This window comes from Clostridium facile, from assembly GCF_014297275.1.
Taxonomy (GTDB): Bacteria; Bacillota; Clostridia; order Oscillospirales; family Ruminococcaceae; genus Massilioclostridium; species Massilioclostridium facile.
This window is the reverse complement of sequence record NZ_JACOQK010000001.1, coordinates 1,162,784-1,187,139: the sequence shown is the minus strand read 5'-3', so window position 1 is coordinate 1,187,139 and position 24,356 is coordinate 1,162,784. Positions and strand designations below refer to the sequence as shown.

Sequence of the window (24,356 nt, the reverse complement as noted above, 5' to 3'; positions counted from 1 at the left end):
AAGAACGGAGAATGATAGATTATGGCTTTAGTACCAATGGTAGTAGAACAAACAAGTAGAGGGGAACGTTCTTATGATATTTTTTCCCGTCTGCTCAATGACAGAATTATTATGTTGTGTGACCAGGTAACGGATGCTTCCGCCAGCTTAGTAGTGGCGCAATTACTGTATTTGGAAGCACAGGACCCGGAAAAAGATATTCAGCTATACATTAATAGCCCAGGTGGTTCTGTAAGTGCTGGTTTAGCAATTTACGATACCATGAAATATATTAAATGTGATGTATCCACTATTTGTATTGGTATGGCGGCATCTATGGGTGCGTTTTTACTTTCTGCCGGCACAAAAGGCAAACGTCTTGCCTTACCAAATAGTGAAATAATGATTCATCAGCCATTAGGCGGGGCACAGGGGCAAGCAACCGATATCCAAATTCATGCGGAACACATTTTAAAAACTAGGGAGAACCTGAATAAAATGTTGGCGGAAGCAACTGGTCAGCCTTTAGAAAAAATCCAACTGGATACTGAAAGGGATAACTTCATGTCCGCACAACAGGCAATGGAATATGGATTAGTGGACAAAGTAATTGAAAAAAGATAAATCATGATAAAGAAATACTTTTAAGGAAAGGTGAACCATGGCAAATGAAACCAACGGTGGGATGATCCACTGTAGCTTTTGTGGGAAACCAGAATATCAGGTAGAACGGCTTTTGTATGGGCATAGCGCTTATATTTGTGATGAATGTGTAGATTTATGCTATCACATGTTGGTAGATGATGGCGTATTTATGGAGCCTTCAGGAGCTTCCCATGGCCGTTCCAGAAAAACAAAAGATAAAGAAGAACAGCAGACCTTTTTAAAGCCTGCTGAGATGAAAGCAATCCTTGACGAATATGTTATTGGACAAGATGAAGCGAAGATTGCATTATCTGTTGCGGTATATAACCATTATAAACGTATTTTTGCGGCAAAAGATTCCGATGTAGAAATCCAAAAAAGCAATGTGCTGCTGTTGGGACCAACTGGTGTAGGAAAAACCCTGTTAGCCCAAACTTTAGCAAAAACATTGGAGGTACCGTTTGCAATTGCTGATGCTACCACATTAACTGAAGCCGGTTATGTTGGCGAAGATGTGGAAAATGTATTGCTTCGTCTATTACAGGCTGCTAATTTTGATGTGGAAGCTGCGGAACGAGGCATTATTTATATTGATGAAATTGATAAGATTACCCGTAAGTCTGAAAATGTGTCTATCACTCGTGATGTTAGCGGGGAAGGAGTTCAGCAGGCATTGCTGAAAATTTTGGAAGGTACCGTTTCCAATGTCCCACCACAAGGGGGAAGAAAACATCCAAACCAGGAATTTATTCAGATTGACACCAAAAATATTCTATTTATTTGTGGCGGTGCGTTTGAAGGGCTGGAAAAAGTAATTGGTAAACGGATGGACGCTTCTTCCATGGGATTTGGCGCCAAATTAAAAGATAAAAAAGAACAAAATTTAGCAGCGATGATTCAACATATTGAACCCCATGATTTAGTGAAGTTTGGTATGATTCCAGAATTGGTAGGGCGTATCCCAGTGATCACTACATTACAGGATTTAGATGAAGCCAGCCTGGTTCAAATTTTGACGACACCAAAAAATGCTTTGGTAAAACAGTACCAATATTTGTTCCAATTGGATGGTGTTACCCTGGAATTTACCGATGAGGCCCTTACCGCTATCGCCAAAAAAGCAATTGAAAGGAAAACAGGGGCCCGTGGTTTGCGTGGCATTATGGAGGGCATCCTTTCAAAACTGATGTTTGAACTTCCTTCTAAAAATGCTTCTAAGGTTATTATTACAGAACAAGTGGTAGAAGGAAAAGACGAACCAACTGTTATTATGTCTGATAGTACCAAAGCTTCTTAAAATATGGAAATGCTAAGTAAACTGTGGTGAATTGTAGCGAAAATGAAATGATAAAAATAAAACCTCCTGTGGTAAATTTTTCCATAGGAGGTTTTGCTATATCCTTTTTCATGGGGAATAAGATTGAGCAATACAAATGATACAGAAAAAGCGAATAGGTTGTATAGGAGAAAATACTTGTTTACTGGTTGCCTGAATAAGATGGTGCCTATACTATCAGTTATCGGTAGTTTTATTGATCTAAGAAGATACAAGTGTGGAAACATAGCAATGCAGCAATTTGAAATCATAATTTTAGTTTTAAAAGAAATAAAAAGTAATTATGACCATTAGAGAAACACAAATAAAAAATTATTAGTTAAAATATACGCTCGCCCAAAAACACGAAACAAATTCCTCGTATCTAGAGGAATTATGGCTGATTTTAGAAAAAATAAGTTTGTATTTAGAAAGATACTGTGACTGCTTGAAAAAATACGTCATTTCTTGTATAATAGTAATACTTATCAGTCGAGTAAGTTTGTAAGTGATCAACTGATGGTAGTGAAATGAGTGAATTGAAAAAAATGGATTTTTTTATACATAAGGAGAACGAATATGGCTTATAAAGTAACAGCGAAATGCAATTTAACAATGCCGGTTATTGCAGCCCGTGGCACCGTTGTATTTCCAAAATCGTTCCAACATTTGGATATTAGTCGTCCAAAAACCATTGCTGCCATTCGCAAAGCAATGGATGGGAACCGTAAGATTTTTGTGGTTGCCCAACGGAATATTATGATAGAAGACCCATCCGAAAACGATTTATATACAGTTGGTACTGTAGTGGAATTAAAGCAATTTGTGAAACGTTCTGAAACAGAATATCGGATTATGGTAAGGGGGGACTATAAAGCCCAATTGATCAGCTTGACATCCACCACTCCTTACCTAGAAGCTGAAATTAAACGGATTCCAAATAAACGCCAGCACGCTACAGAAGTGGAGCTGGAAGCGGCAATCCGTGCGGTGAAACAAGCATTTCAGGCTTATTTGATAATTGGACAGAAAATTTCCCGGGATTTGATCCTCTCGGTGGAAACAGAACAGGACCCCAATAGCCTGTTGAGTTTGTTAACCACCCATATTCCAATGAAATACGAAGCGCGTCAGGCGATGCTGGAAGAACCGAATGTATTGGAACGGCTGCATTTGCTGGTAAACGCTTTGACGGAAGAAGCGGCAGTGCTCTCGCTGGAAAAGGAAATTTTTGAAAAAGTACAGGATAATATTGACCAGAACCAAAGGGAATATTTTTTGCGGGAACAGATGCGCGTGATCCATGAAGAGCTGGGCACTGGACCCGATGTAGATGAAGAAGAACAGGCCAATTATATTGAAAAAATTCAGGCGATCCAGCATATTTCGGAGGACGCAAAAGCAAAATTAATCTCTGAAGCCAAGCGTCTGGAAAAAATGCCGCCAGGTTCCCATGAAACCTATGTGATCACCAACTATTTGGATACCTGTTTGGATCTTCCCTGGGATAATTTTACCGTGGATTCCTTGGATGTGAAAGCGGCAAAAAAACAGCTGGATAAAGACCATTATGGGTTGGAAAAAGTAAAAGAAAGGATTTTGGAAAATTTGGCAGTCCGTCAGTTTGCACCTGACCTAAAAGGACAGATTATCTGCCTGGTCGGTCCTCCAGGGGTGGGAAAAACCTCGATTGCCTCCTCTGTAGCCAAAGCTATGAACCGGCGATTTGTTCGGATTGCCTTGGGAGGAATCAGCGATGAATCAGACATCCGTGGACATCGTAAAACCTATGTTGGCGCAATGCCAGGGCGGATTATCGCTGGAATCAAACAATCCAAATCCCGTAACCCATTAGTGCTGTTGGATGAAATTGATAAAATGGGTTCCAGCTTTAAGGGAGATCCATCTTCCGCTATGTTGGAAGTATTGGATGGGGAACAAAACGCCACTTTTGTGGACCATTATATTGAAGTGCCTTTTGATTTAAGCGAATGCTTGTTTATCACAACAGCAAATAGTTTAAGTACTATCCCAGTCCCATTGCTGGACCGTATGGAGGTGATTGAGCTTTCCAGTTATACCATGGAAGAAAAATTCCATATTTGCAAAGAGCATCTGATTCCAAAACAACGGAAAAAACATGGTATGGACGCCAAGACTATCCGTTTTACAGACGATGCGATTTATAGCATGATTGATCATTATACCAGGGAAGCTGGTGTCCGTAAATTGGAACGCCTAGTGGCGTCCCTGTGCCGGAAAACAGCCAAAATCATTGCGGAAGGAGAAGCGAAATCCGTCCGTTTTACAGCAAAAAATCTGGAAAAATATCTGGGACCAAAGAAATATTTAGGGGATAAAATACCAGATATCGATCCAATTGGCTTGGTAAACGGCCTTGCTTGGACAAGCGTAGGCGGGGAGCTGCTTCAAATTGAAGCGGGTATCATGGATGGAAAAGGTATTGTTCAGCTCACTGGCAGCTTGGGAGATGTGATGAAAGAATCCGCCAATACTGCTATCAGCTTTGTGCGTTCCATTGCTGCTAAGTATGGAATTCCAACCGATTTTTACCAGAAAAAAGATATCCATATCCATCTGCCAGAAGGCGCTGTACCAAAAGACGGCCCATCCGCTGGCGTTGCTTTGGCAACTGTATTGGTTTCCGCTTTGGCAGGGATTCCAATCCGCCGTGATGTGGCGATGACAGGGGAGATTACTTTGCGTGGAAGGGATCTTCCAATTGGTGGATTGAAAGAAAAAGCGATTGCGGCGTATAAATCCGGCGTGAAAACAGTGCTGATTCCTTATGATAACCAACCCGATTTGGAGGAAGTTGATCAGGCGGTAAAAGATGCGCTAACCTTTATCCCATGCAAAACTGCGGAGGAAGTGCTGGAATACGCTTTGGTACAGCCAAGAACAGATCAAAAGCCGCAGAAAAAACGCAGAAAAGGCAGCCTTTCAGAAAAAAATGGGAGTGTAACATATGAAATATAATCAGGCAAAATTTATCACTTCTTATGGTTTGCTTAGCCAGATTCCTCCTTCTGAGAAGATAGAAGTTGCCTTTGCGGGGCGTTCCAATGTGGGCAAATCTTCTTTGTTAAACCGCCTGTTTTCCAGAAAAAATTTGGCGAGGGTCAGCTCGGTTCCAGGAAAAACAGCGACCATCAATTTTTATCAGGTGGAGGATGTTTATTTTGTGGATTTACCTGGTTACGGCTATGCCAAAGTGGCCAAAACCGAAAAGCAACGTTGGAGCGAGCTGATTGAGGGGTATTTCCACAGTGATAGGGATTTGGCTTTGGTGGTACAGTTAATTGATATGCGCCACCCTCCTACCAAATTGGATTTACAAATGATTGATTTTTTAATTGAATCAGAACTGCCATTTTTGATTGTGTTGACCAAAATGGATAAATTATCAAAACGACAACAACAGGCACGTTTAGAGGAATTGCGGCAAGAACTGCCATATGCTGACCAGATTACCATACTGCCTTGTTCCGCGGAAACAGGGGAAGGGATTGAGGAGTTGCGGGAACTTCTGGACGATGTTTGTACCATAGAGGATGAGGATATATAACGTCCTAAAACAGGAAAGGGTGATAACATGTTTGTATCAAACAATTTAGCGGTTAATGAAAAAGGACATCTCACTTTTGGCGGGTTGGATACGGTAGACCTTGCTGTTCAATACGGCACCCCACTATATTTAATCGATGAGGATATGGTGCGTGACCACTGCCGCCAATATAAGCAATCAATCGAAGAATACTATGACGGAAAAGGTCTGGTCTGCTATGCGAGCAAAGCGCTTTCCTGTAAAGAAATATATCGGATTATGAAGAGCGAAGGCTGTGGTGTGGATACGGTTTCCATTGGTGAAATTTATACTTCTCTCAGTGCTGGGTTTCCAGCTAGAGATATGGTGTTCCATGGAAACAACAAAACAGAAGAGGCCCTTTCTTTCGCATTGGAACATGGGGTAGGCCGCATTGTGGTGGACAACCTGACGGAGTTAAAAAAATTGAACCGCCTGGCTGGGGAAGCTGGCAAAAAGCCAACCATCCTGCTCCGTGTAAAACCAGGTGTTGATGCCCATACCCATAGTTTTATCAGGACTGGACAGATTGATTCTAAATTTGGTTTTGCCATTGAAACCGGGGAAGCATTGGAAGCCGCTGTGGAAGCCGCAAAAATGGAACATATCAACCTGGTAGGGGCACATTGCCACATTGGTTCCCAAATTTTTGATATTGACCCATTTAAACTGGCTGCTGAAGTGATGTTGGGATACATGAAAGATGTCCATGAAAAAACCGGTGTGGTGCTGACAGAGCTGAATTTGGGCGGCGGTTTTGGAATCAAATACACAGAGGAAGACGCCCCTGTACCTTATGCGGACTATATGAAACAGATTTCCGATGTAGTAAAACAAAAAGCTGCTGAATACGGGCTTCCTGTGCCATTTATCCTGATTGAGCCAGGCCGTTCCATTGTAGGGCCTGCTGGCATCACTGTATATACTGTGGGCACCAGAAAGGAAATCCCAAATATCAGGAATTATGTTTCTGTAGATGGTGGGATGTGTGATAACCCACGTTATGCGCTGTACCAGTCCAAATACGATGCGGTTCTGGCAAACAAAGCGGATCAGCCAAAAGATGACGTGGTGACCATTGCTGGGGAATGTTGTGAAAGTGGTGACCTGTTAGGGGAAAACGTCCCATTGCAGCATGCGGAATCCGGTGATATTTTAGCTGTGCTGGCGACAGGCGCATACAATTATTCTATGTCTTCTAACTACAACCGTAACATGAAACCCGCTATTGTAGCGGTTTCCCAGGGAGAAAGCCGCGTTATTGTAAAACGGGAAACATTGGATGATTTAATCCGCAATGATATCTAATAAACACATTCGCCCTTTGAATTGTTTCAAAGGGCGTTTATCGTTCCGGTTATATATTTTGAACTGTTTGGGAGGAACCTAAAATGGATCAGTCGTTATCCAATATGAATCCGAAATCGTTTCGTTATTTTACTACACAATCAATATCTGTAATAAAAAGCATAGCCATTAAAACGAAATCATAAGTGGGTTACAATCTAGATAAGTTATTTAAAAGAAGAATGGCCAACTGGTTTTTCAAAAGGCCACGTCGTTTTAAGAATACAATGAAAATTTTATGAATCCTGCTATCAGCCCTTTACTTTTACAGTTTAATGTGCTAAAATATTTACAAGATTTTGTTTTGTAAGGTGGTAGCCATGAATAATAAATTAGAAGACCAATATATGGATTATTTATTCCAATGTATTTTAACCCTAAAATCCGTGGAGGAATGTTACCAGTTCTTTGAGGATTTATGCACAGTAGCAGAATTAAAAGCCATGTCCCAAAGGATGCACGTGGCAAAAATGCTGACAGAAGACAGGGTATATAATGATATTGTAAAAATGACAGGCGCCAGCACAGCAACCATCAGTAGGGTAAACCGTTGTTTGAGCTATGGAACAAACGGTTACCGCATGGCGATTGACAGGGCAAAAGAACAATGAGTGGATACCAAGGATTTGCCTATGTATACGATGAACTGACAGATGATATTTCCTACCAAAAACGCGCGGCGTATTTTGATGGCATTATCCAGTCGGTCACCCATCAACGGGGAATCCTGCTGGATTTGGCCTGTGGGACGGGCTCTTTGTCCGAGGAATTCGCTAAACTAGGGTATGACGTGATTGGCGCGGATTGTTCGGAGGATATGCTGGCGGTTGCCATGGAAAAACGGATGGAAAGCGGTTTGGATATCATCTATCTTTGCCAGTCCATGCAGGATTTGGACCTGTACGGGACGGTGGATGCGGCTGTGTGCGCATTGGATAGCTTAAACCACATCACAGAGCTGGATGAATTGCAAAAGGCAGTGGATAAAGTGTCGTTGTTTCTGCATCCAGATGGGGTATTCGTCTTTGATGTAAACACCGTTTATAAACACCAGCAGGTGTTGGGAAACCAAAATTTTGTGTATGATTATGATGATGTCTATTTGGTATGGAAAAACACTTTACTACCCCAAAATACCATCCAAATTGATCTGGATTTGTTCGAAAAAGAAGGGGACCGCTATTTCCGTACCAGTGAAAGCTTTCAGGAACGCGCCTACACCCAGCAGGAGCTGGAACAGGTGCTGAAAAAAGCAGGATTGAAAATAGAAGCAATCTATCATGAAGATAGTTTACAACCGCCTATGGAAACAAGTCAGCGGTTGATTTATGTTACAACAAAGGAGAATCAAAAATAATGTCTAATTTGGTAAGGGCAATTACAGCGGATGGTTCCGCTGTGGCAATTGCGTTGAACTCGACAGAGATTGTGGGAGAGATTGAAAAAATCCACAAGACTTCCGCAGTTGTTACCGCTGCGTTGGGCAGACTGGCAACAGGAGCTTCCCTTATGGGATATATGTTAAAAAACGAACAGGATAGTATTACATTGCGTATCAAAGCAGACGGCCCAGCAGGGAGCTTAATCGCTGTGGCAAATAGCCATGGCAATGTAAAAGCTTATGTGCAAAACCCTGTTGTGGAAATCCCGTTAAACAGCAAAGGAAAATTGGATGTTGCTGGTGCTGTAGGGACGGATGGTTTTTTAAGTGTAATTAAGGATATTGGCTTAAAAGAACCTTATTCTGGACAGGTACCCCTTGTATCCGGGGAGATAGCGGAGGATATTACTAGCTATTACGCTATTAGTGAGCAGATTCCAACGGTGTGCGCTTTAGGTGTTTTGGTAAATCCGGATTTAACTGTCAAATCCGCTGGGGGTTTTCTTATTCAGCTATTGCCTTTTGCGGATGAATCCTGTATTGATATAATTGAAAAAAATATCAAAGAATTGCCCCCTATTTCAGAATTATTTGATTCTGGCTTAACACCGAAGGATGTTTGTATGCGTGTACTGCAAGGATTAGAACCAAATGTATTGGACGAGACCAATGTTGCATATAAATGTGATTGTAGCAGGGAACGGGTTTCCAGAGCATTAATCAGCCTGGGAAAAGAAGAATTACAGGATATGATTGATGGACCGGATGAAACAGAAGTAACCTGTCATTTTTGCAACAAAGCCTACCATTTTAGTAAAGATGAACTGCGAGGATTATTATCTCAAAAAAAATAAAAATAAAATGAAAAAAAGTGTTGACAAATAAAAAGTGGTCTGGTATAATAATATTCGTCGCTTGAGGGAACACCCCGGACGGCGGATAAATGGGAGCATAGCTCAGCTGGGAGAGCATCTGCCTTACAAGCAGAGGGTCATAGGTTCGAGCCCTATTGTTCCCACCATACGGCCCGTTAGTTCAGTTGGTTAGAACGCTTGCCTGTCACGCAAGAGGTCGTCAGTTCGAGTCTGATACGGGTCGCCAACCAGTTGTCTGAAAGAGATTGATTACAAGGGCGACTGAAATGCCTCTGTAGCTCAGTCGGTAGAGCAGAGGACTGAAAATCCTCGTGTCGATGGTTCGATTCCGTCCGGAGGCACCAAAAGACCTTTTCTGAAAAGAGAAGGCAAACATGCGGGTTTAGCTCATCTGGTAGAGCGCCACCTTGCCAAGGTGGAGGTAGCGAGTTCGAGCCTCGTAACCCGCTCCAATAAAATGGCGCCATAGCCAAGTGGTAAGGCAGAGGTCTGCAACACCTTCATCCCCAGTTCAAATCTGGGTGGCGCCTCCATAGAAAACCCTGAATCTAATTTAGATTCAGGGTTTTCTTTTGTTGATTAGGGAAACCACCGGCTATGCCGGTGGAGGTGCCTCGTAAAAAAGCTTTAGCTTCAAGTATTGAGCGAAGCGAGCTACTAACAAGCAATCTAGCAAGTTTATCAAGCTCGGAAAGAAGCATAAGTGCCCGTTTACGGGCGGCGGGGCAGTGAAAGAATGTTCAGTGCGTCTTTAGATGCCCGCCAGTAAAATGCCCTTCTAGGGTTAGTGCATACCACCAGTTCAACTGGTGATTTTGATTTAGGAAAAATCACCGGTTCTAGAGGTATCCTATAAAAAATTTTTAGCTACAGACATCGGGCAAAGTGAGCCGTTAACAATAATCTTGTGATAATAAAAGGTTGCCGTTAACGCAGTGATTTTCTATTTACGGGACGTGGGGTAAGTGACGCAAAAGGAATAAAGTTCAGTCTATTTGGAGACATTTTCCAATAGACCCTTATAGGGTTAAATTAATCCACTAGCTTAGTGTATTTGTCCTATGATAAAGTAGACAAATAAAAACATTAAAGAGGGCTGGTTTACCAGCAGTGGAGCAAGCGATACAATGATCATACTCCTCTGAGGACTGAGCAAATCACTAGCGTACTAGTGGTTTTGATTGCTTGTTTTAGCACAATAAATCTACCAGGGGATGGATTGAAAAAAGGGTTCCTCTTCAAAGGAAAGTATTTGTGTAATAAAAAATATTATTTGCTACCACAAGGTTGTTTACCTATTTACCAGATAGCAGGGTATGTGATAATAAAATTTAATTATATAACCTCCCTTCTAGAAGCAGCATATGACTGGTAGTTTTGATCACTTTATTATGTGGATGATAGAAAAATAATATTTTGTCAGTGATTATTTATGATCCTTTTATGGTGCCGTAATTATTTTGATACTAGTTTTTAATTGAAAAACCATGCTATGATAGAAATATCAATATAAAATAATGAACACGAAACACAGTTTTAGCCCTGTTATATTTGTTTTATATTGATTGGCTTTCGATAAAAAAGGGTTTAGAGAGATACTATTTATGAAAAATAAAAAAATTTTGGTTATGATAATAGGCTGTATACTAATTTTATGGATCATTGCAATGGCTATATACATAACGTCAAAGTGTATGTGGTATCATGAATATATCAGCTCGGCTCCATTATGGGTTTATCTGATTCCTACTTTCTTTATTTATGGAATACCAGTTCTAATCGGGATTTTTACTATTTTCATTTTATTAAAGAGAAGATAAATATGAATAATATTTTATCAAAAGCAAAAAGAAGAAGAAGATTCTGTACATTTAATGCAAAATCAGGAGTTGACATTTGTCAAAACGCACAGATATTACGATTATAAGTGACTTTTTGTTCGACATATGTTATAATAAATTTATCACGTTTACAAGGAGATAATCATATGTTTTTCAAAAGACGCTCAAAATCAAAACAAGCAGAAAATTCAGTTGAGGTAACACAACAAGACCAACTACAGCCAAAAGTTCCAGAAGAAGAAACAGATACTGTAGCAGAACAGCAGTTAGAGCCTGCTGCTCCTGATGAAACAAAAGAAACGCCCCCTGTTGAACCAGCATCACAAACAGAACCAGCTTCTGAAGAACCAGAGCCAGAAATCGGATCAATTAGAACAGAAACAACAGAAAAATTGTTAGCAAAGATTGAAACTTATCAAAAAGAATTGTTTGAAGCAAAAGCTGCTCGGGATGAAAACCGAAAAATGGTGACAAATCGCCAATTTACTTTGTTATTAGGCGGAGTTTCTACTTGCCGTAAAGTACCGGGTATTCCAGGTCACCCCGGTTATGATAACTTATTTTTGACCAAAGACGAAAATCAACAGAAGATGATTCGAGACCATCTTAGAAAAATGTATGGTGTTGTAGATAAAGAATCTTTAGAAAAAACTTGGCGATTTTTATTTACTTCCGGTGCAGAATATGAGGACTTTTTGCATTTTTGGAGCGGTACGCCATCCTTTGAATTGAATAAATTGAACCCAAAAGCAAAAGAAATCTTTTTAAAAGCAAAGGCTTATGCGGAAAATTTCCGTCCAATTGTGGGGGAAAAAGGATTTTTTGCCTGGGATATTAACGAAACGATTACATTATATCGTACAGCGTGTTCGGCTGGTATTATTACCCCACAGGAATTTTGGGAAAGGACACAGCAGTTGGTACGTTTTGCTATTGCACGTTACCATTCCTGGGAAGAATACGCTGTCAGCTTATTGTGTGGTGCTACTTATTTTATGTTCCGCCAAGATAAAATGCAAGAAACCATGTTAGAGAACTTCTTAAATATTAATATTAATATGGTACAATTTTTGTTTGGCCCACAAGGTAAATGGACTACTGCCATGTGGCCAGAACGATTAAATTAATGCACAGATAAACCAAATTGATATCTTTACCACAAAAAAGAACGGTATTGATTTGTATATCTAATGATAAAAAACCAGAGATATTATCTCTGGTTTTTTTAAATAATATCTTTAGATATAGAAAATCTTCTGGCTTTTATCGGGAAAAAGTAGTACAACAATCATAACGGCGAATTTTTTGCGGACCGAAAAAAGGCAATATGAAAAAATAGGTAATTAAAATGGTATTATTTGGTCGAAATGCCATTGATATCATAGGTTATAATCCAATAATAGTCCCTGTGTAAGCCATCAGTTGAGTGGTGGTTTTGATTGACATCGAATAAGCATAGTGATTTAATCGATGGTCAATAAAAGTTTAGTAAATGAAAAATAAGTTTCAAAATTAGCGGGAACCTAAAAATAGCAACATACTTTAGAAAATTCAAAAAAACCCTATAAACAGTTGGTTTTACAGCGATAAGGAAGTATTCACAACAACTTATTACTAACGCTGACAAACAGGCTGTAAACAAAACAGAGAACAAGTCATTAAAAACCTTGTTCTCTGTTTTTGTCATTATTGTATTCCAGTTATCTTTTTAAAATTTTCGTATGCTGTATCATCTTTTAATATTTCTACCATTTCTGGTGTAACTATCTTTTCAAATGCTTTTAAAGAATCCGGTTCTGTAACTTTCGATAAGATAAAGTTCTTAAGCATGAGTGTTAATGGTTCCCCTATAGCAGACTTGTAATTAAAGCCAATTAATTGCATAGTTTTAAGAGTGTCTACACTAATCAATTCTTTAATTTGCTCATAAGATTCAACCTGAGATTTTACAGTTTCAACAGCTTCAGGACTAACACGTTCAGCAGATGCAATCTGCGATTTTTTTATAATTTCTAATATACGGGATACAGTGTTATGTAAATGTTGTATATCTTCATCACTGATAACTACTTTTTCTAATTCTGATTTATATGCTTGAGCGATTCTGACAGCCTCTTCTCGTTCATTAAGTAATTCACTGATTATTTCATCATAAGTATTACGAATTTTATCAATATTTTTTTCCTCTTTTATCGCTCGAATTTTAGTTGATACTGCAGTAGCTGTACCTTTGACTGCTAATTCAGCTAAAGTTGTTCCAAGAGAAAGTAATTCCGTCGTGTATATTTCATTCATAAGTATTTCCTCCTCGGTTTTATGATAAAAAATTATATCACTTTCAATCATCAGAAACAATCTAAAAAGATTACGCAGTAGAACCTCATTTTTGAGGGTACGAGTATAAAATATCGTCTAATGAATTTTCACACTCTGAAAGCCGTATAAATTAAGGGCTTTTTGCCCTCTACTGCGTAACATTTCTATCTCAAAACAGAACAAATCCGCAAGGCTATTATATACGAAATAAAATGTGAGTACAAAGAAAACTTCCGGTGTTGGGTTATCCGATATTGGATTTTCCGACATCGGAAAATCCAACGCAATTAAATAAAGATATATAAAGTAAAGATGAATCAATTACAGATTTAATCAATTATCTATTCCATTCTTTTCCGTCAATTCTTTTTATCGTCACTTAAACTGCCGGAACGGAAGTAAAAGGAAGTGGATATTATCTTTCATATTCCATAATTTACAGAGGGCGCAAGCGGTCTATCCGATTGCGCCCTCTTGTCTACTCCACAGCAAGGGCAGAGAAAACCGTCAAGGACGCGAAGCGTGCATTTTATCCTTGACGGCTTTCTCTGGCTTTGCTATTCACTATCTGTCAAAATGGAACTGCAAAATTGCTTTGATAAGCTGCGCTTCTAATCTATCTTGAATGTCTGTGTTAAAATGCCCTTGAAATACCGAGCGATATTTTATGTATCCTCTGTAATGGTACAGGACAGCGTTTATAGCTTCCTGCTCTCCGGCAACGGCTTTTTCAACCATTTCAAAAGGTATCAGCTTCTTGTTCCTCATACTCCAATCTCTCCATTTCTTTTCTTAGCTGTTTGAGTGCTGCGATTTTCCAGTAGTTTACTGTCGTGCGGCTTTTCCCATACATTTCTCCGATTTTCTTATCCGTATATCCAAAGAAAAAATACAGTACCAAAACTTCCTGCCGTAGCTTGGGTAAATCGGAAAGCACTTTTGACAATCGTTCATTTTCTATTACGATTCTCTCGCCGCACACAATCAATTCCGTCGAACTTGTTTGTTCCGCAAAATAGCTGTCTGTTGTAGATGGATTGTAATATTTTTCTTCCATGAGATAATCAAGGGATATTTCCCGTTTCTGCCTTTTGCCTATATCCCGATAGGCGGATATGGAAGCATTGCGGAGAACAACTTTACAAAAGGCTGCAAAAGTGTACTCGATATGTTCTTTGTATTGCTCTGAATCGTTCATTGTTTCACCACCTTTCTTCCCAATAGGGGTTATTGCAGAAAACGCCCATACAGTAATAAAACTGCATAGGCGTTCGGTAACATGAGTTATTTAAGCATATAAAATGATATGTGTGTTCATCATCATAGTCAGAATATCCCATGATGAAAGAAAGACTTTTTTTAATGATTGAATCAAAGATATAGAAAAGACGGGCGGCATATTGATACCTCCTTTATATCGCTATGACCTTAAAAAGTGAATGTTCTCATTCGTTACTGTCCTCTAATTGGCTGAATATTTTCTTTGAGTAAAGAGCAATCAAGAAAGCGGCAACGGCTGCTACAATCAATACAATCCATGTCCGGCTTTCAAAAATATCAAACAAAACACCATAAATCGCTTGCCCTATGGGTTGACCACACATGGCTATGGAAATCAATGCCGCCATGATTTTACCAACTAATTGTGGTGGTGTCTGCTCTTGTACCATTGTGTAAATCTGCACAACAAACAGCGTAGAAGCTCCCATTGCAGCAAAGCTCATCAGCGTAATCACCCAATAAGACAGGATTGCAGGAATATGAAACATCAACGAAATTCCCATCAATGCTACGGAAGCTGCACAAACCAGAAGCAAAATATAAGAGTTTTTTAGCTTCAATTTTTCTGCTATTGCTGCTGTTAAAATTCCACCGCACAAACCGCCTAATGCAAGTGCGCCTTGGGTAAAGCCATACATGGTATCTGACATTTTAAGTACCTGTGTAATCAAAATAGGTGTCCCGACAATCATAACCGAACTTAATATCAGATTGAAAATAGAAATCAGAAACACAACAGAAAAGAAAATCGGTTTTTCTGTCTTTACGAACTGGTAACTTTCCTTTAAGTCATTTCCTACAACTGTTAAAATACCGCTTTCCCTTATACGCTTTTCATGTGGGATATGGATAAAGATTTCCATAACTGCGGAAAAAGTAAAGCAGACGATACTTAAAACCAAAATGGGATAAATCCCCCACATTCCAAACATGATACCGCCAATGACAGGTCCCAGTAAACCGGAAAGAGTATTTACCTGATTGATAACTGCATTTCCTGCCATTAGTTTTTCTGATGACACCAATAACGGGATACTTGCCTGTACAGACGGCTGATAGGTACCGGAAATTCCGTATAGAAGCATTAACACGATAATAAACAACGGAACCGTTGGCAGCTTTCCTAAAGTAAGATAGAAAATCAGTATCAATACCGCTGTGCAAAAGTCCAACCCGACCATAATATTCCGCTTGTTCACTCTGTCGGCTAATACACCGCCTATCATCGACAATACTACCATCGGTGCAAAAGAACAGGCAGTTACCATTCCAAACAGGGCAGATGAACCTGTTTCCCGCAATAAGTAAAGCGGCAGGGCAAAACGTAAAATTGCATTTCCAAACAACGAAATAATTTGCCCGATAACAACCAATGTAAAATCACGTTTGAAAAGAGTCGATTTTTCTTTCATGTAAATCCTCCTCAATATTTTATAAACCAACCGTCGGTCTGTATATGGTTTAAAATAAACTGCCCTGCAAAGGACAGATTATTTTAACGACATTACTGCTGCCTGCAAAAGCCAATATATGCTTCAATCAAAGCTTCATCTAACAGAACGTCAATGCCAATACCTTTCATCAGATGATTGAACGTATTACATCTTTCCCGCATACCATGTGCGTCCGTTTGATTTACCAACGGATTGAGCCATGTATTTGCTAAAATCATAATCGCTTCTGCTACCTCTTTGGGGTGTTCAATTTGAATAGAACCGTCCTCCATGCCCTGCTTTAAAATCGGTTCAATAAATTTGGGTGCCACTATCTGATAAATCTGCCCGATTTGCAAAGCCAAAAATCTTGGATTGTCTAACAGACTTGGTGTAATCGTCAGCATAAGGCTTTGGTTGGAATGGAACACCGCCGTTCGGATAATCTTCCGAAGCTTTTCCAAACCATTTACTTCTTTATCATCTCTCACTTTTGCCAATACTGCCGTATTTTCTTCTCCAATACGGTCGAAAATGGCTTCCAGTATATCCTCCTTAGACGCAAAATGATGATAAATGGCGCCTTTAGAAAGCTTGGTTTCATTGATAATGTCCTGTAAAGAAGTCCTGTCATAACCTTTTTCAGCGAATAAGCGGGTAGCCACATCTAAAATCAATCTGACAGTTTCTTCTGGATATTTATTTCTTGGCACTCTATCCCCTCCTTACAGACCGTTGGTCTGTATAAAGAATAGCACAAATTCTTTTTACTGTCAATACAGCTCTCTATCCGCTGATTTGGCATTTCTAAAACTTCCCCGTATCAATGAGTAAAGAAAGAAAATCAAAATTTTTTTCGTAAATCTTCGGCAAAACTGCCCTGTGCGGTGTAGTAGGGAATGAAAGGAAAAACAGAGGGTTTGGGAAACTTCCCAACAAGCAAAATGCAGCGCATTTTACGGAAAGGGTACCCCTTTCCTATGCTTGCTAAGAAGTTTTTCACTTTATCAAATGCGAAAGGACGGGAAAGGAATGGAACGGAAACAAGAGCATAAAGACAACGAATTTTTGCCAAAACGCGGCAATCCCCAACACGAAACGGTTACTTATGAAATCGGCGGTACATTTTATGAAGTATCTACTTCCTGCGGCGGCTCGGAACTGCTTTATGACAAAATGAAACGCCTTATCAAAGAGGAATCCGGCAAAACGCCTGCTGACAAGAAAAGTGAAGTCCGCTATAATAAAGACAGCAACCTGTTTGTCGGGCGTTCATTACAGGAGGAATGAACACATGACAGCATATACCAATAAGCCCGAACAGATAACAGCATTATACGCCCGTCTTTCACAAGAGGACGCGCTTGACGGTGACAGCAACAGTATTGTCAATCAGAAAGCAGTTTTATCAAAATATGCCGCTGACAATGGCTTTACAAATCCGGTATTTTTTATTGATGACGGCGTTTCAGGAGTAACCTTTGACCGCCCGAATTTTAACCGTATGATAGCGGAGATTGAAGCCGGAAATGTAGCGACAGTCATTGTCAAGGATATGTCCCGCTTGGGGCGTGATTATCTGAAAGTCGGCTACTATACGGAAATCTTTTTTGTGGAAAGAGATGTACGCTATATTGCTATCAATGACGGCGTGGACAGCGCAAAGGGCGACAATGATTTTACCCCGTTCCGTAACCTGTTCAACGACTTCTACGCGAAAGATACCAGTAAAAAGGTAAGAGCAATCAAGAAAGCACAAGGCATGGCAGGAGAACATCTGACGAAACCGCCTTATGGCTACAAAGTTGACCCTGCCGACAAAAAGAAATGGATTGTGGACGAAGAAGCTGCCTCTGTTGTAAAACGGATTTTTGATTTGTGTATCGCCGGAAAAGGACCTATGCAGATAGCAAAAATCCTCAAAGCGGATAAGATACTGACAACAAAAGCCTATTATGCAAAACAGAAAGGCAAGTTGCTGCCGGATAATCCCTACAACTGGAACGAAAACAGTATTGTAGGTATCTTAGAACGAATGGACTATTGCGGGCATACTGTAAATTTCAAAAGCTACTCAAAATCCCACAAATTGAAAAAGCGGATTCCAACCACAAAAGAACAGCAGGCAATTTTCCGCAATACCCATGAAGCAATCGTTGAGGAAGCTGTCTTTGAACGGGTACAGGAATTACGGGCAAACAAACGCCGCCCCACAAAAGCGGAACGGCAAGGGTTGTTCTCCGGCTTAGTCTACTGCGCCGATTGCGGAAGCAAGCTGCATTTTGCCACTTGCAAGAGTTTTAGCGGCTCACAAGACCATTACCGCTGTGCAAAGTACAAGAGCAATACAGGAAGCTGTACCGCACATTTTATCCGGGAAGAAACACTGAAAGCAATCGTCCGGCAGAGGATATTTGATGTAACCGCAAGGTTTATTGAGAATATCATGGATTTTCGTGAAATGGTCTATCAGCAGCGGTTTGCAGAAGCGGAAAAGAAAATACAGCGGCAGAAAAAACAATTGGAACAGGCAAGAAAACGTATTACAGAACTTGACCGTATTTTCAAGCGGATTTATGAGGACGATATAAACGGAACAATCAGCCATGAACGCTTTTTGAAGCTGTCCGCAGAGTATGAAGCAGAACAAAGGGAGTTGACGGAAAAGGTAAATGCCGAGCAAAAAGAAGTCGATACCTACGAACAGAACAAAAGCAATTTTGATAGCTTTGCCCTCATTATCCGCAAGTATGTGGGAATAACCGAATTAACGCCTACGATTGTCAATGAGTTTATCAAAAAAATAGTAGTCCATGCGCCGGAGAAGATAGACGGCAAGCGTTTTCAGAAAGTGGATATTGTCTTTAACTTCGTGGGAGAAATCCATTTACCTACTGACTCGCAAACGGAACAGAAAGAAGCCAATAAACATGAAAAGACGGCATAACCCTTGAATGGGGCTATGCCGCCTAATCGGAAGATACTTCCTTGTAACCCGAAACCCTTCTAAAGAAGGGGCTTGCATGCAATATATGATTAATATATTCTCTTTAGAGAGCTACCACAACATTCTTTTTTCTGTTCCAACCATATAGTTTCACGGAAAACTATAGTGGCAAATCTCGTTTCCGAAACGACACAATACCGGCTGCATAAAAAAGAACACCGAAAATCAACAAAATACCTGCCTGCCATAATGCAATGGATTCTCCGGCAGTAAACCCATCTACATTAAATAGGGTCAATGGGGTAATATAACGCAATACTTCAAATTTTTCCCCGACCTGTGCTACCATCTGTATCAATACAAAAAGGATACATAATCCAGCAGAAACTCCTACTGCCTTACGGGTTTCATTCCATACACAGGAACAGAAAAAAGCGATTCCGCTTAAAAAAATATGCAGGCATAACAACCCAACATTAAGCAGAAAGAATTTTGGTAAATCCAATTCTTTTGGAAACAGGATTCCAGAACAAATACTACAAAATACAGTGACATATCCAACTAAGAAAAATACACCAATCAATAATACAGCGGCCTGTGTTCCAGCAATTTTCGTCCTTGTAGTTGGAGTAGACAATAAATATGCCATGGATCCATGGTCTATATAACGTACCATTACCATACTGGATAGAATCAAGGAAAAAATCATGGGGAAAACAACAAACAAAAATCCATACAAGTAGTTGGCAATAAATTCAATCAGGCTGGTTCCAGCATCTGACATGCCAAATGCAGCGAATAATTGGGACATGCTTTGCTCCATCATTTTTAAGCTTTCCCCCAATTTAGGGTCAAACATACTGATAATCATCCCGCCATATATGGATAGGACAATGGTAAAAATCAATACTAATTTCCAATGAGCTTTTATTTCCCGGCGTAATAACACAGTACTCATTTTGTCTTTCCTCCATAATAATACAAAAATACTTCTTCCAATGTTTGAATGCTTTGTTGAAGGTCACGCACCGGATAGCTTGCTATCTTTTTTAAAAAGGAATCTATATCACCTGTAACGGAAACAGTCACAGTATCCCTTTTGCGTATTGTCCCTGTTATTTCTTGTGAAAGCGCAATAGCAGACGGTTCATCTTTCAATTGGACTACAAAGGTTTTTCGACGAGTACTGCGCAATTTTTGGATATTTTCCACGGTTACCAGCCGTCCCGCGCGTAAAATTGCCGCACGGGTACAGGTTCGTTCTATTTCCTCAAACGAATGGGATGACATGAAAACCGTTCGTCCAGCAGATTTTTGTTCATTGACCAGTTCTAAAAACCGGTTTTGCATGAGAGGGTCTAAGCCACTGGTAGGCTCATCCAGCAGCAAAACTTCTGGCCGGTGCATAAAGGCGCATATAATTCCCAGCTTTTGTTTTGTCCCTTTGGACATCCTCCTGATACGAGCTGTATCATCAAATTCCAATTGTTTTGCTAGTTTCTCCGCTTCACCTACTCCATCCATCCCTCTCATCTGTGACATAAAACGGATCAATTCCCTGCCTGTCATATCCTCCGGAAAAGCGATCTCTCCTGGTAAATATCCAAGAGTTTTATGGATTTCAGCGGACTGGGAAAAACAGTCTTTCCCGTTTATCATTACCTGGCCTTGATCTGGATGAATAAACCCCATTAAATGCCGCAAAGTAGTTGTTTTTCCAGCGCCGTTTGGGCCTAAAAATCCAAATACTTCCCCTTTTTGGATAGAAAAGCTGAGGTCAAATATGCCTCTGCCCTGTCCATAATCTTTGGTAATTCCATTTACTTCAATTACAGCCATTTTACAATCCTCCTATCGAGAATGATGAAAATACTTTATCTTGTATTATAAATAGTTTTATCTTGTAACACAAGGGGAAGGAAGATTAATTTTGCATTATGAATTCGATTAGAACATGGAAATTATCTAAATAGAAAAAGAATATTTATTATATAAAAACAGCCCTCTTAAAAAGAGGGCGTTGCTTCTATTAGGAAACTGTTTTTATTTGTGGGCATAAATATTCTTTAATAAAACCAAGTTTTTTATGGTACAGTTTTACAATAAGCCCCACAATAAATGCGGAGATAACTGTACCTTCTCGGATTCCTTGGAACTGATGAAAAAATAGGAGGGAAAGAAGAGTAGCTGTCAACATCAAAGTAACATCAAAACACACTTTAACCGAACCAAATTCTTTGTAGGTAACAGTAGCGATTGCGGCAACGATCCCCTCCCCAGGGACCATCAGTACATTTGCGGATACTTCCAAATAAATGCCAAACGCAAGGATTGCACAGCCCAATAACAAAGAAAATAGTTTCGTGAGATATGTTGCTGGGGTAAATGCTTGTAATAAAAACATGCTTACATCAATAAATCCACTGAATATAATATTCACAACAATTTGTAAGAATTGGATTTTTTGGAATTTCTTTCGCAACAAAACCACTTGAAGCAAGATAAAAATCATATTCATTACAAAAGTAAATTCCCCTAAGGTAGGACGAAACTTCAAACTAAGGACACAGGGAATACTGGAAATAGGGGAAGTTCCTAGTGCCGCTTTCGTAATAAAACCAATACCAAAGGAATTAATCAGTACACCAAGAATAAATACAAGATAGCGTTTGCATAGTTGTTTGTTCAAAATGATAAGACTTCTTTCTTTTGTAAATTTGTTAAAATATTATCTATAATTCTTAGTATACCATAATTTCGAATTTTTCGCAAGATTTAGAACTTTTCATCTTCTGTCATGTTATTTGTTAATTGGGAAGAAGAGGCGGGATTTACATGAACCATACAATGTTTTACAGTAGGAAAACGATGCTCGATTTGGTCGTGCACCATTTGCGCAATTTGATGTGCTTGGTTTAAAGTTTGCTCTCCATCAGCGCGAATTTCAATATCTACATAAACACGGTCACCAAATAGACGAGTTTTTATTTGATCAATCCCCATTACACCGGGCTGTTCCATGATAGTTACACGCATTTCTTCTTCGGTTTTTTCATCACAGGATTGGTCAGTCATTTTGCTGATTGCGTCCATAAAGATGGAAAAAGCGGCTTTTACAATAAAACAGCAGATCACAATACTAGCCAGTGGGTCGAGAATAGGAAATCCTAAGCGGGCACCTAAAATACCAACAAAGCTACCTACCGAGGATAAGGCATCAGAACGATGGTGCCAGGCATCCGCCATCAATGCGCTGGAATTGATTTTTTTGGCAGCATGCCTTGTGTACCAATACATCCCTTCTTTTACAATAATTGAGACAATTGCAGCGATTAACGCCAGCATTCCAGGTATGGATAGTTCGTTGGGATTACCAGAAATAATTTTGGTTATGCCAGTATAACCAATGCCAATACCAGTAGCCGCTAAAAAAATAGCTAATAAGATGGCTGCAACACATTCCATTCGCTCATGCCCGTAGGGATGACCTTTATCCGAAGCTTTGCCAGATATTTTTACCCCAATCATGACAATAATCGTGCTAAATACATCAGAAGCAGAGTGGACGGCGTCAGATAGCATAGCGCCAGACTTTGCGAAAATACCCGCTAGAAATTTAAAAATAGATAATACAATATTGATTATCATGGTAATCCAAGATACACGCATGGCAATCTGTTGGTTTGTTTGTTGTTTCATAAAAAATCACTCCATTCAATGGGAAACAAATCTTTGCAGGGGGAGATAGCAAAAATTTTCCAAGAAATAAAAAAACATCTGCGGAACATAAAAAATGTCCCACAGATGCGAAATATTCTTCATCTGCTGTCGCAATTATGCAACCCGGCTACAAAAGATCTGCCTGCTCATTTTATGTGGTCAAATTGCTATTTTATCCCATAAACAATTAAAATTTTATTTATCATATCATATGCAGTTTGATTTGTCAAGGTGAAAGTTGTATAAATATTTTGAAATAGTCTGTATTAAAAATTTATTGGGTTTTACAAATAACAGAATAGGAATTTACTGCTAATAAGCCGGATCTTTTTATATTTAAATAGTTGGAGATACAGCAACATTTATATGATGTTAATACGGTATAGAACGAGTTTAATACTGTATTTATTTGATTTATGATACACTTGAATATAGAAATATGGATTATTGTATATTCCTAAAGAAAGAAGAGTTTATGATGTATCAAATATATTATGTACCAGACAAAAGATTAAACTTATGGTTCCGTTTTTGGAGGGCCTTTGGCAATAAAATAGAACAATTTCCAAATGCGGTTTGTTCAGCTATTTGTTTGGGGCTTCCCCTTGTTTTACTAGCTATTGTTTGTGCCGTTGCTTCTATTGCCGCGGTACCAATCGCTTTATTGTTTGGCTTTGCGTTTTGATTGGTATTAAGGAGGTATTTATGCACCATAAGAGAATTGCGGCACAAAAAACAATTTCATTTCCTGCTTGGGCAAAACACGCGGATGCCTCATCTATGTTATTACAAATACTATATTGCTTGAGTGTAGAATTGGAAATTGATCCAAAAGTTTACCAAATGAAAAAAGACCATGCTTTATGGATCTTTTTCCCATATTCTTATTTTTTGTGCGATAGTTTTTGGGATGAATACGGAGTTTGTGCGGCTTTCATTTCTCAACAATATCCAATTTCTTTTTATGGGATGATTGGGGAAATGGAATCTGCTGAATTACAAGCAATCTGTTCAGAGGATCAGAAACAAATTCTACTTCAAAAACGGAATATTTCTGGAAAAGACTTTGGACAGATGGGTGAGCTTTGCGTAAAAATACAAGTAGAGGATTTGGAAGAATTAGAGGATCTGTATCAGATTTTACAGTATCTTACCTACCGCAGCAATTATCTACCTATCCGGCGTTCTATTCATAATCAAGACAAATTTTCAGATTTTACTGAGGTAGATCCCAACACCTTTTATCGATATTTAATTTTTGAATGCCAGGAACAGAAAATTTCTTTTTTGCAATCCCTTTCTGTAGAACAACAAAAATATCTTTGGATGTTATTTTTAAATGACCAGGTGAGTGTCATGGAATTTGAGTATTTAGTAGAGAAACTCCAAGAAAAAGAAGAAATTTCTTTATTTCAGTGGGAACTTGCTCTCCGTCTTGCCTTAAGCGAAAAAGGGATTACAATCTCCTATGATAATGAAGATTTTCGTGTCACTGACGCGAATGGGTTGAGGCTTCGGTTTGATTATCGGACTGGTTCTGCAGCAGAAAAAGTTTTTTTAAAAATTTTATTTCCAGTGGTTCCAGAACGAAATTAAAAGGAAAGTCTTTATATTATCTTAATACAAACTTCCTGTTCTTAATAAAATTCTAATATAGCAACAAGGATTA

Annotated in this window: 22 protein-coding genes, 5 tRNA genes and 1 riboswitch; of the genes, 18 read left to right on the top strand and 9 right to left on the bottom strand. The window is 39.3% G+C overall.

Going from position 1 to position 24,356, the window contains the following annotated elements; translation table 11 throughout:
- Nucleotides 1-21 precede the first annotated feature (21 nt).
- The 14 genes from clpP (at nucleotide 22) to H8Z77_RS04920 (ending at nucleotide 12,117) form a co-directional block, all read left to right on the top strand.
- Nucleotides 22-603 (top strand): ATP-dependent Clp endopeptidase proteolytic subunit ClpP, encoded by a 582-nt coding sequence (clpP, locus tag H8Z77_RS04985; RefSeq protein WP_069989070.1) that lies wholly within the window; start codon nucleotides 22-24, stop codon nucleotides 601-603.
- Between the two features lie 37 nt (nucleotides 604-640).
- Entirely contained in the window at nucleotides 641-1,921 is a 1,281-nt protein-coding gene (gene clpX / locus H8Z77_RS04980) for an ATP-dependent Clp protease ATP-binding subunit ClpX (protein ID WP_069989069.1), read from the top strand.
- Between the two features lie 597 nt (nucleotides 1,922-2,518).
- A complete protein-coding gene (gene lon / locus H8Z77_RS04975) occupies nucleotides 2,519-4,939 on the top strand; it encodes an endopeptidase La (RefSeq protein WP_186996358.1) in 2,421 nt (806 codons plus the stop codon).
- Nucleotides 4,929-5,528: a ribosome biogenesis GTP-binding protein YihA/YsxC gene (gene yihA / locus H8Z77_RS04970; RefSeq protein WP_069989067.1), complete on the top strand. Its 600-nt coding sequence runs from the start codon at nucleotides 4,929-4,931 to the stop codon at nucleotides 5,526-5,528. Before lon ends, yihA begins: the two co-directional genes overlap by 11 nt.
- 27 nt (nucleotides 5,529-5,555) lie before the next feature.
- Nucleotides 5,556-6,854 (top strand): diaminopimelate decarboxylase, encoded by a 1,299-nt coding sequence (gene lysA / locus H8Z77_RS04965; RefSeq protein ID WP_186996357.1) that lies wholly within the window; start codon nucleotides 5,556-5,558, stop codon nucleotides 6,852-6,854.
- Nucleotides 6,855-7,213: 359 nt separating this feature from the next.
- The gene (locus tag H8Z77_RS04960) at nucleotides 7,214-7,504 is read left to right on the top strand and encodes a YerC/YecD family TrpR-related protein (protein ID WP_069989065.1); all 291 of its coding nucleotides are present in this window, start codon (nucleotides 7,214-7,216) and stop codon (nucleotides 7,502-7,504) included.
- Nucleotides 7,501-8,250: a class I SAM-dependent DNA methyltransferase gene (locus H8Z77_RS04955; RefSeq protein ID WP_069989064.1), complete on the top strand. Its 750-nt coding sequence runs from the start codon at nucleotides 7,501-7,503 to the stop codon at nucleotides 8,248-8,250. Before H8Z77_RS04960 ends, H8Z77_RS04955 begins: the two co-directional genes overlap by 4 nt.
- Nucleotides 8,250-9,128 (top strand): Hsp33 family molecular chaperone HslO, encoded by an 879-nt coding sequence (gene hslO, locus H8Z77_RS04950; RefSeq protein ID WP_069989063.1) that lies wholly within the window; start codon nucleotides 8,250-8,252, stop codon nucleotides 9,126-9,128. Before H8Z77_RS04955 ends, hslO begins: the two co-directional genes overlap by 1 nt.
- A 91-nt stretch (nucleotides 9,129-9,219) precedes the next feature.
- Nucleotides 9,220-9,295, top strand: a tRNA-Val gene (locus tag H8Z77_RS04945).
- 3 nt (nucleotides 9,296-9,298) lie between these two features.
- A tRNA-Asp gene (locus H8Z77_RS04940) sits at nucleotides 9,299-9,375 on the top strand.
- A gap of 42 nt (nucleotides 9,376-9,417) precedes the next feature.
- Nucleotides 9,418-9,493 (top strand) — tRNA-Phe (locus tag H8Z77_RS04935).
- Between the two features lie 32 nt (nucleotides 9,494-9,525).
- Nucleotides 9,526-9,601: transfer RNA gene (locus tag H8Z77_RS04930), tRNA-Gly, on the top strand.
- Between the two features lie 7 nt (nucleotides 9,602-9,608).
- A tRNA-Cys gene (locus H8Z77_RS04925) sits at nucleotides 9,609-9,682 on the top strand.
- A 1,454-nt stretch (nucleotides 9,683-11,136) separates the two neighbouring features.
- A complete protein-coding gene (locus H8Z77_RS04920; protein ID WP_069989062.1) occupies nucleotides 11,137-12,117 on the top strand; it encodes a DUF1266 domain-containing protein in 981 nt (326 codons plus the stop codon).
- 559 nt (nucleotides 12,118-12,676) lie between these two features.
- On the opposite strand, the gene H8Z77_RS04915 is transcribed toward H8Z77_RS04920, so the two are convergent.
- The 5 genes from H8Z77_RS04915 to H8Z77_RS04895 all read right to left on the bottom strand — a co-directional run bounded on the left by H8Z77_RS04915 (nucleotide 12,677) and on the right by H8Z77_RS04895 (nucleotide 16,733).
- Nucleotides 12,677-13,285: a hypothetical protein gene (locus tag H8Z77_RS04915; RefSeq protein WP_186996356.1), complete on the bottom strand. Its 609-nt coding sequence runs from the start codon at nucleotides 13,283-13,285 to the stop codon at nucleotides 12,677-12,679.
- Between the two features lie 585 nt (nucleotides 13,286-13,870).
- Entirely contained in the window at nucleotides 13,871-14,074 is a 204-nt protein-coding gene (locus tag H8Z77_RS04910) for a helix-turn-helix domain-containing protein (RefSeq protein ID WP_186996355.1), read from the bottom strand.
- Nucleotides 14,046-14,504, bottom strand: a complete 459-nt coding sequence (locus tag H8Z77_RS04905; protein WP_186996354.1) for an RNA polymerase sigma factor — start codon at nucleotides 14,502-14,504, stop codon at nucleotides 14,046-14,048. The genes H8Z77_RS04910 and H8Z77_RS04905 overlap by 29 nt, the downstream gene beginning before the upstream one ends.
- A gap of 247 nt (nucleotides 14,505-14,751) precedes the next feature.
- Nucleotides 14,752-15,999: an MFS transporter gene (locus H8Z77_RS04900; protein WP_186996353.1), complete on the bottom strand. Its 1,248-nt coding sequence runs from the start codon at nucleotides 15,997-15,999 to the stop codon at nucleotides 14,752-14,754.
- A gap of 92 nt (nucleotides 16,000-16,091) precedes the next feature.
- Nucleotides 16,092-16,733 carry a TetR/AcrR family transcriptional regulator gene (locus H8Z77_RS04895; protein ID WP_186996352.1) on the bottom strand — a complete coding sequence of 214 codons (642 nt, stop codon included), beginning with the start codon at nucleotides 16,731-16,733 and terminating at the stop codon, nucleotides 16,092-16,094.
- A 319-nt stretch (nucleotides 16,734-17,052) separates the two neighbouring features.
- Between H8Z77_RS04895 and H8Z77_RS04890 the strand changes: the two genes are divergently transcribed.
- Nucleotides 17,053-17,310, top strand: a complete 258-nt coding sequence (locus tag H8Z77_RS04890) for a hypothetical protein (protein WP_186996351.1) — start codon at nucleotides 17,053-17,055, stop codon at nucleotides 17,308-17,310.
- 4 nt (nucleotides 17,311-17,314) lie between these two features.
- Nucleotides 17,315-18,967 (top strand): recombinase family protein, encoded by a 1,653-nt coding sequence (locus H8Z77_RS04885; protein WP_186996350.1) that lies wholly within the window; start codon nucleotides 17,315-17,317, stop codon nucleotides 18,965-18,967.
- Between the two features lie 160 nt (nucleotides 18,968-19,127).
- Here H8Z77_RS04885 and H8Z77_RS04880 read toward each other — a convergent pair whose 3' ends face one another.
- From H8Z77_RS04880 to H8Z77_RS04865, 4 genes are all read right to left on the bottom strand, one after another.
- Entirely contained in the window at nucleotides 19,128-19,925 is a 798-nt protein-coding gene (locus H8Z77_RS04880) for an ABC transporter permease subunit (protein ID WP_069989061.1), read from the bottom strand.
- Nucleotides 19,922-20,806 carry an ABC transporter ATP-binding protein gene (locus H8Z77_RS04875; protein ID WP_186996349.1) on the bottom strand — a complete coding sequence of 295 codons (885 nt, stop codon included), beginning with the start codon at nucleotides 20,804-20,806 and terminating at the stop codon, nucleotides 19,922-19,924. The genes H8Z77_RS04880 and H8Z77_RS04875 overlap by 4 nt, the downstream gene beginning before the upstream one ends.
- A 190-nt stretch (nucleotides 20,807-20,996) precedes the next feature.
- Nucleotides 20,997-21,656: a YczE/YyaS/YitT family protein gene (locus H8Z77_RS04870; RefSeq protein ID WP_186996348.1), complete on the bottom strand. Its 660-nt coding sequence runs from the start codon at nucleotides 21,654-21,656 to the stop codon at nucleotides 20,997-20,999.
- Between the two features lie 86 nt (nucleotides 21,657-21,742).
- A complete protein-coding gene (locus tag H8Z77_RS04865) occupies nucleotides 21,743-22,666 on the bottom strand; it encodes a cation diffusion facilitator family transporter (RefSeq protein WP_186996347.1) in 924 nt (307 codons plus the stop codon).
- Between the two features lie 92 nt (nucleotides 22,667-22,758).
- A riboswitch (NiCo riboswitch) is annotated at nucleotides 22,759-22,847 on the bottom strand.
- A 315-nt stretch (nucleotides 22,848-23,162) separates the two neighbouring features.
- Between H8Z77_RS04865 and H8Z77_RS04860 the strand changes: the two genes are divergently transcribed.
- Nucleotides 23,163-23,372, top strand: a complete 210-nt coding sequence (locus H8Z77_RS04860) for a hypothetical protein (RefSeq protein ID WP_186996346.1) — start codon at nucleotides 23,163-23,165, stop codon at nucleotides 23,370-23,372.
- 20 nt (nucleotides 23,373-23,392) lie between these two features.
- Nucleotides 23,393-24,283 carry a hypothetical protein gene (locus H8Z77_RS04855; protein ID WP_186996345.1) on the top strand — a complete coding sequence of 297 codons (891 nt, stop codon included), beginning with the start codon at nucleotides 23,393-23,395 and terminating at the stop codon, nucleotides 24,281-24,283.
- Nucleotides 24,284-24,356 lie beyond the last annotated feature (73 nt).

Coding starts and splice junctions, on each gene's coding strand:
- clpP (WP_069989070.1), top strand. CDS start 22: ATGGCTTTAGTACCAATGGTAGTAGAACAAACAAGTAGAGGGGAACGT.
- clpX (WP_069989069.1), top strand. CDS start 641: ATGGCAAATGAAACCAACGGTGGGATGATCCACTGTAGCTTTTGTGGG.
- lon (WP_186996358.1), top strand. CDS start 2,519: ATGGCTTATAAAGTAACAGCGAAATGCAATTTAACAATGCCGGTTATT.
- yihA (WP_069989067.1), top strand. CDS start 4,929: ATGAAATATAATCAGGCAAAATTTATCACTTCTTATGGTTTGCTTAGC.
- lysA (WP_186996357.1), top strand. CDS start 5,556: ATGTTTGTATCAAACAATTTAGCGGTTAATGAAAAAGGACATCTCACT.
- H8Z77_RS04960 (WP_069989065.1), top strand. CDS start 7,214: ATGAATAATAAATTAGAAGACCAATATATGGATTATTTATTCCAATGT.
- H8Z77_RS04955 (WP_069989064.1), top strand. CDS start 7,501: ATGAGTGGATACCAAGGATTTGCCTATGTATACGATGAACTGACAGAT.
- hslO (WP_069989063.1), top strand. CDS start 8,250: ATGTCTAATTTGGTAAGGGCAATTACAGCGGATGGTTCCGCTGTGGCA.
- H8Z77_RS04920 (WP_069989062.1), top strand. CDS start 11,137: ATGTTTTTCAAAAGACGCTCAAAATCAAAACAAGCAGAAAATTCAGTT.
- H8Z77_RS04915 (WP_186996356.1), bottom strand. CDS start 13,285: ATGAATGAAATATACACGACGGAATTACTTTCTCTTGGAACAACTTTA.
- H8Z77_RS04910 (WP_186996355.1), bottom strand. CDS start 14,074: ATGAGGAACAAGAAGCTGATACCTTTTGAAATGGTTGAAAAAGCCGTT.
- H8Z77_RS04905 (WP_186996354.1), bottom strand. CDS start 14,504: ATGAACGATTCAGAGCAATACAAAGAACATATCGAGTACACTTTTGCA.
- H8Z77_RS04900 (WP_186996353.1), bottom strand. CDS start 15,999: ATGAAAGAAAAATCGACTCTTTTCAAACGTGATTTTACATTGGTTGTT.
- H8Z77_RS04890 (WP_186996351.1), top strand. CDS start 17,053: ATGGAACGGAAACAAGAGCATAAAGACAACGAATTTTTGCCAAAACGC.
- H8Z77_RS04885 (WP_186996350.1), top strand. CDS start 17,315: ATGACAGCATATACCAATAAGCCCGAACAGATAACAGCATTATACGCC.
- H8Z77_RS04880 (WP_069989061.1), bottom strand. CDS start 19,925: ATGAGTACTGTGTTATTACGCCGGGAAATAAAAGCTCATTGGAAATTA.
- H8Z77_RS04875 (WP_186996349.1), bottom strand. CDS start 20,806: ATGGCTGTAATTGAAGTAAATGGAATTACCAAAGATTATGGACAGGGC.
- H8Z77_RS04865 (WP_186996347.1), bottom strand. CDS start 22,666: ATGAAACAACAAACAAACCAACAGATTGCCATGCGTGTATCTTGGATT.
- H8Z77_RS04860 (WP_186996346.1), top strand. CDS start 23,163: ATGATGTATCAAATATATTATGTACCAGACAAAAGATTAAACTTATGG.
- H8Z77_RS04855 (WP_186996345.1), top strand. CDS start 23,393: ATGCACCATAAGAGAATTGCGGCACAAAAAACAATTTCATTTCCTGCT.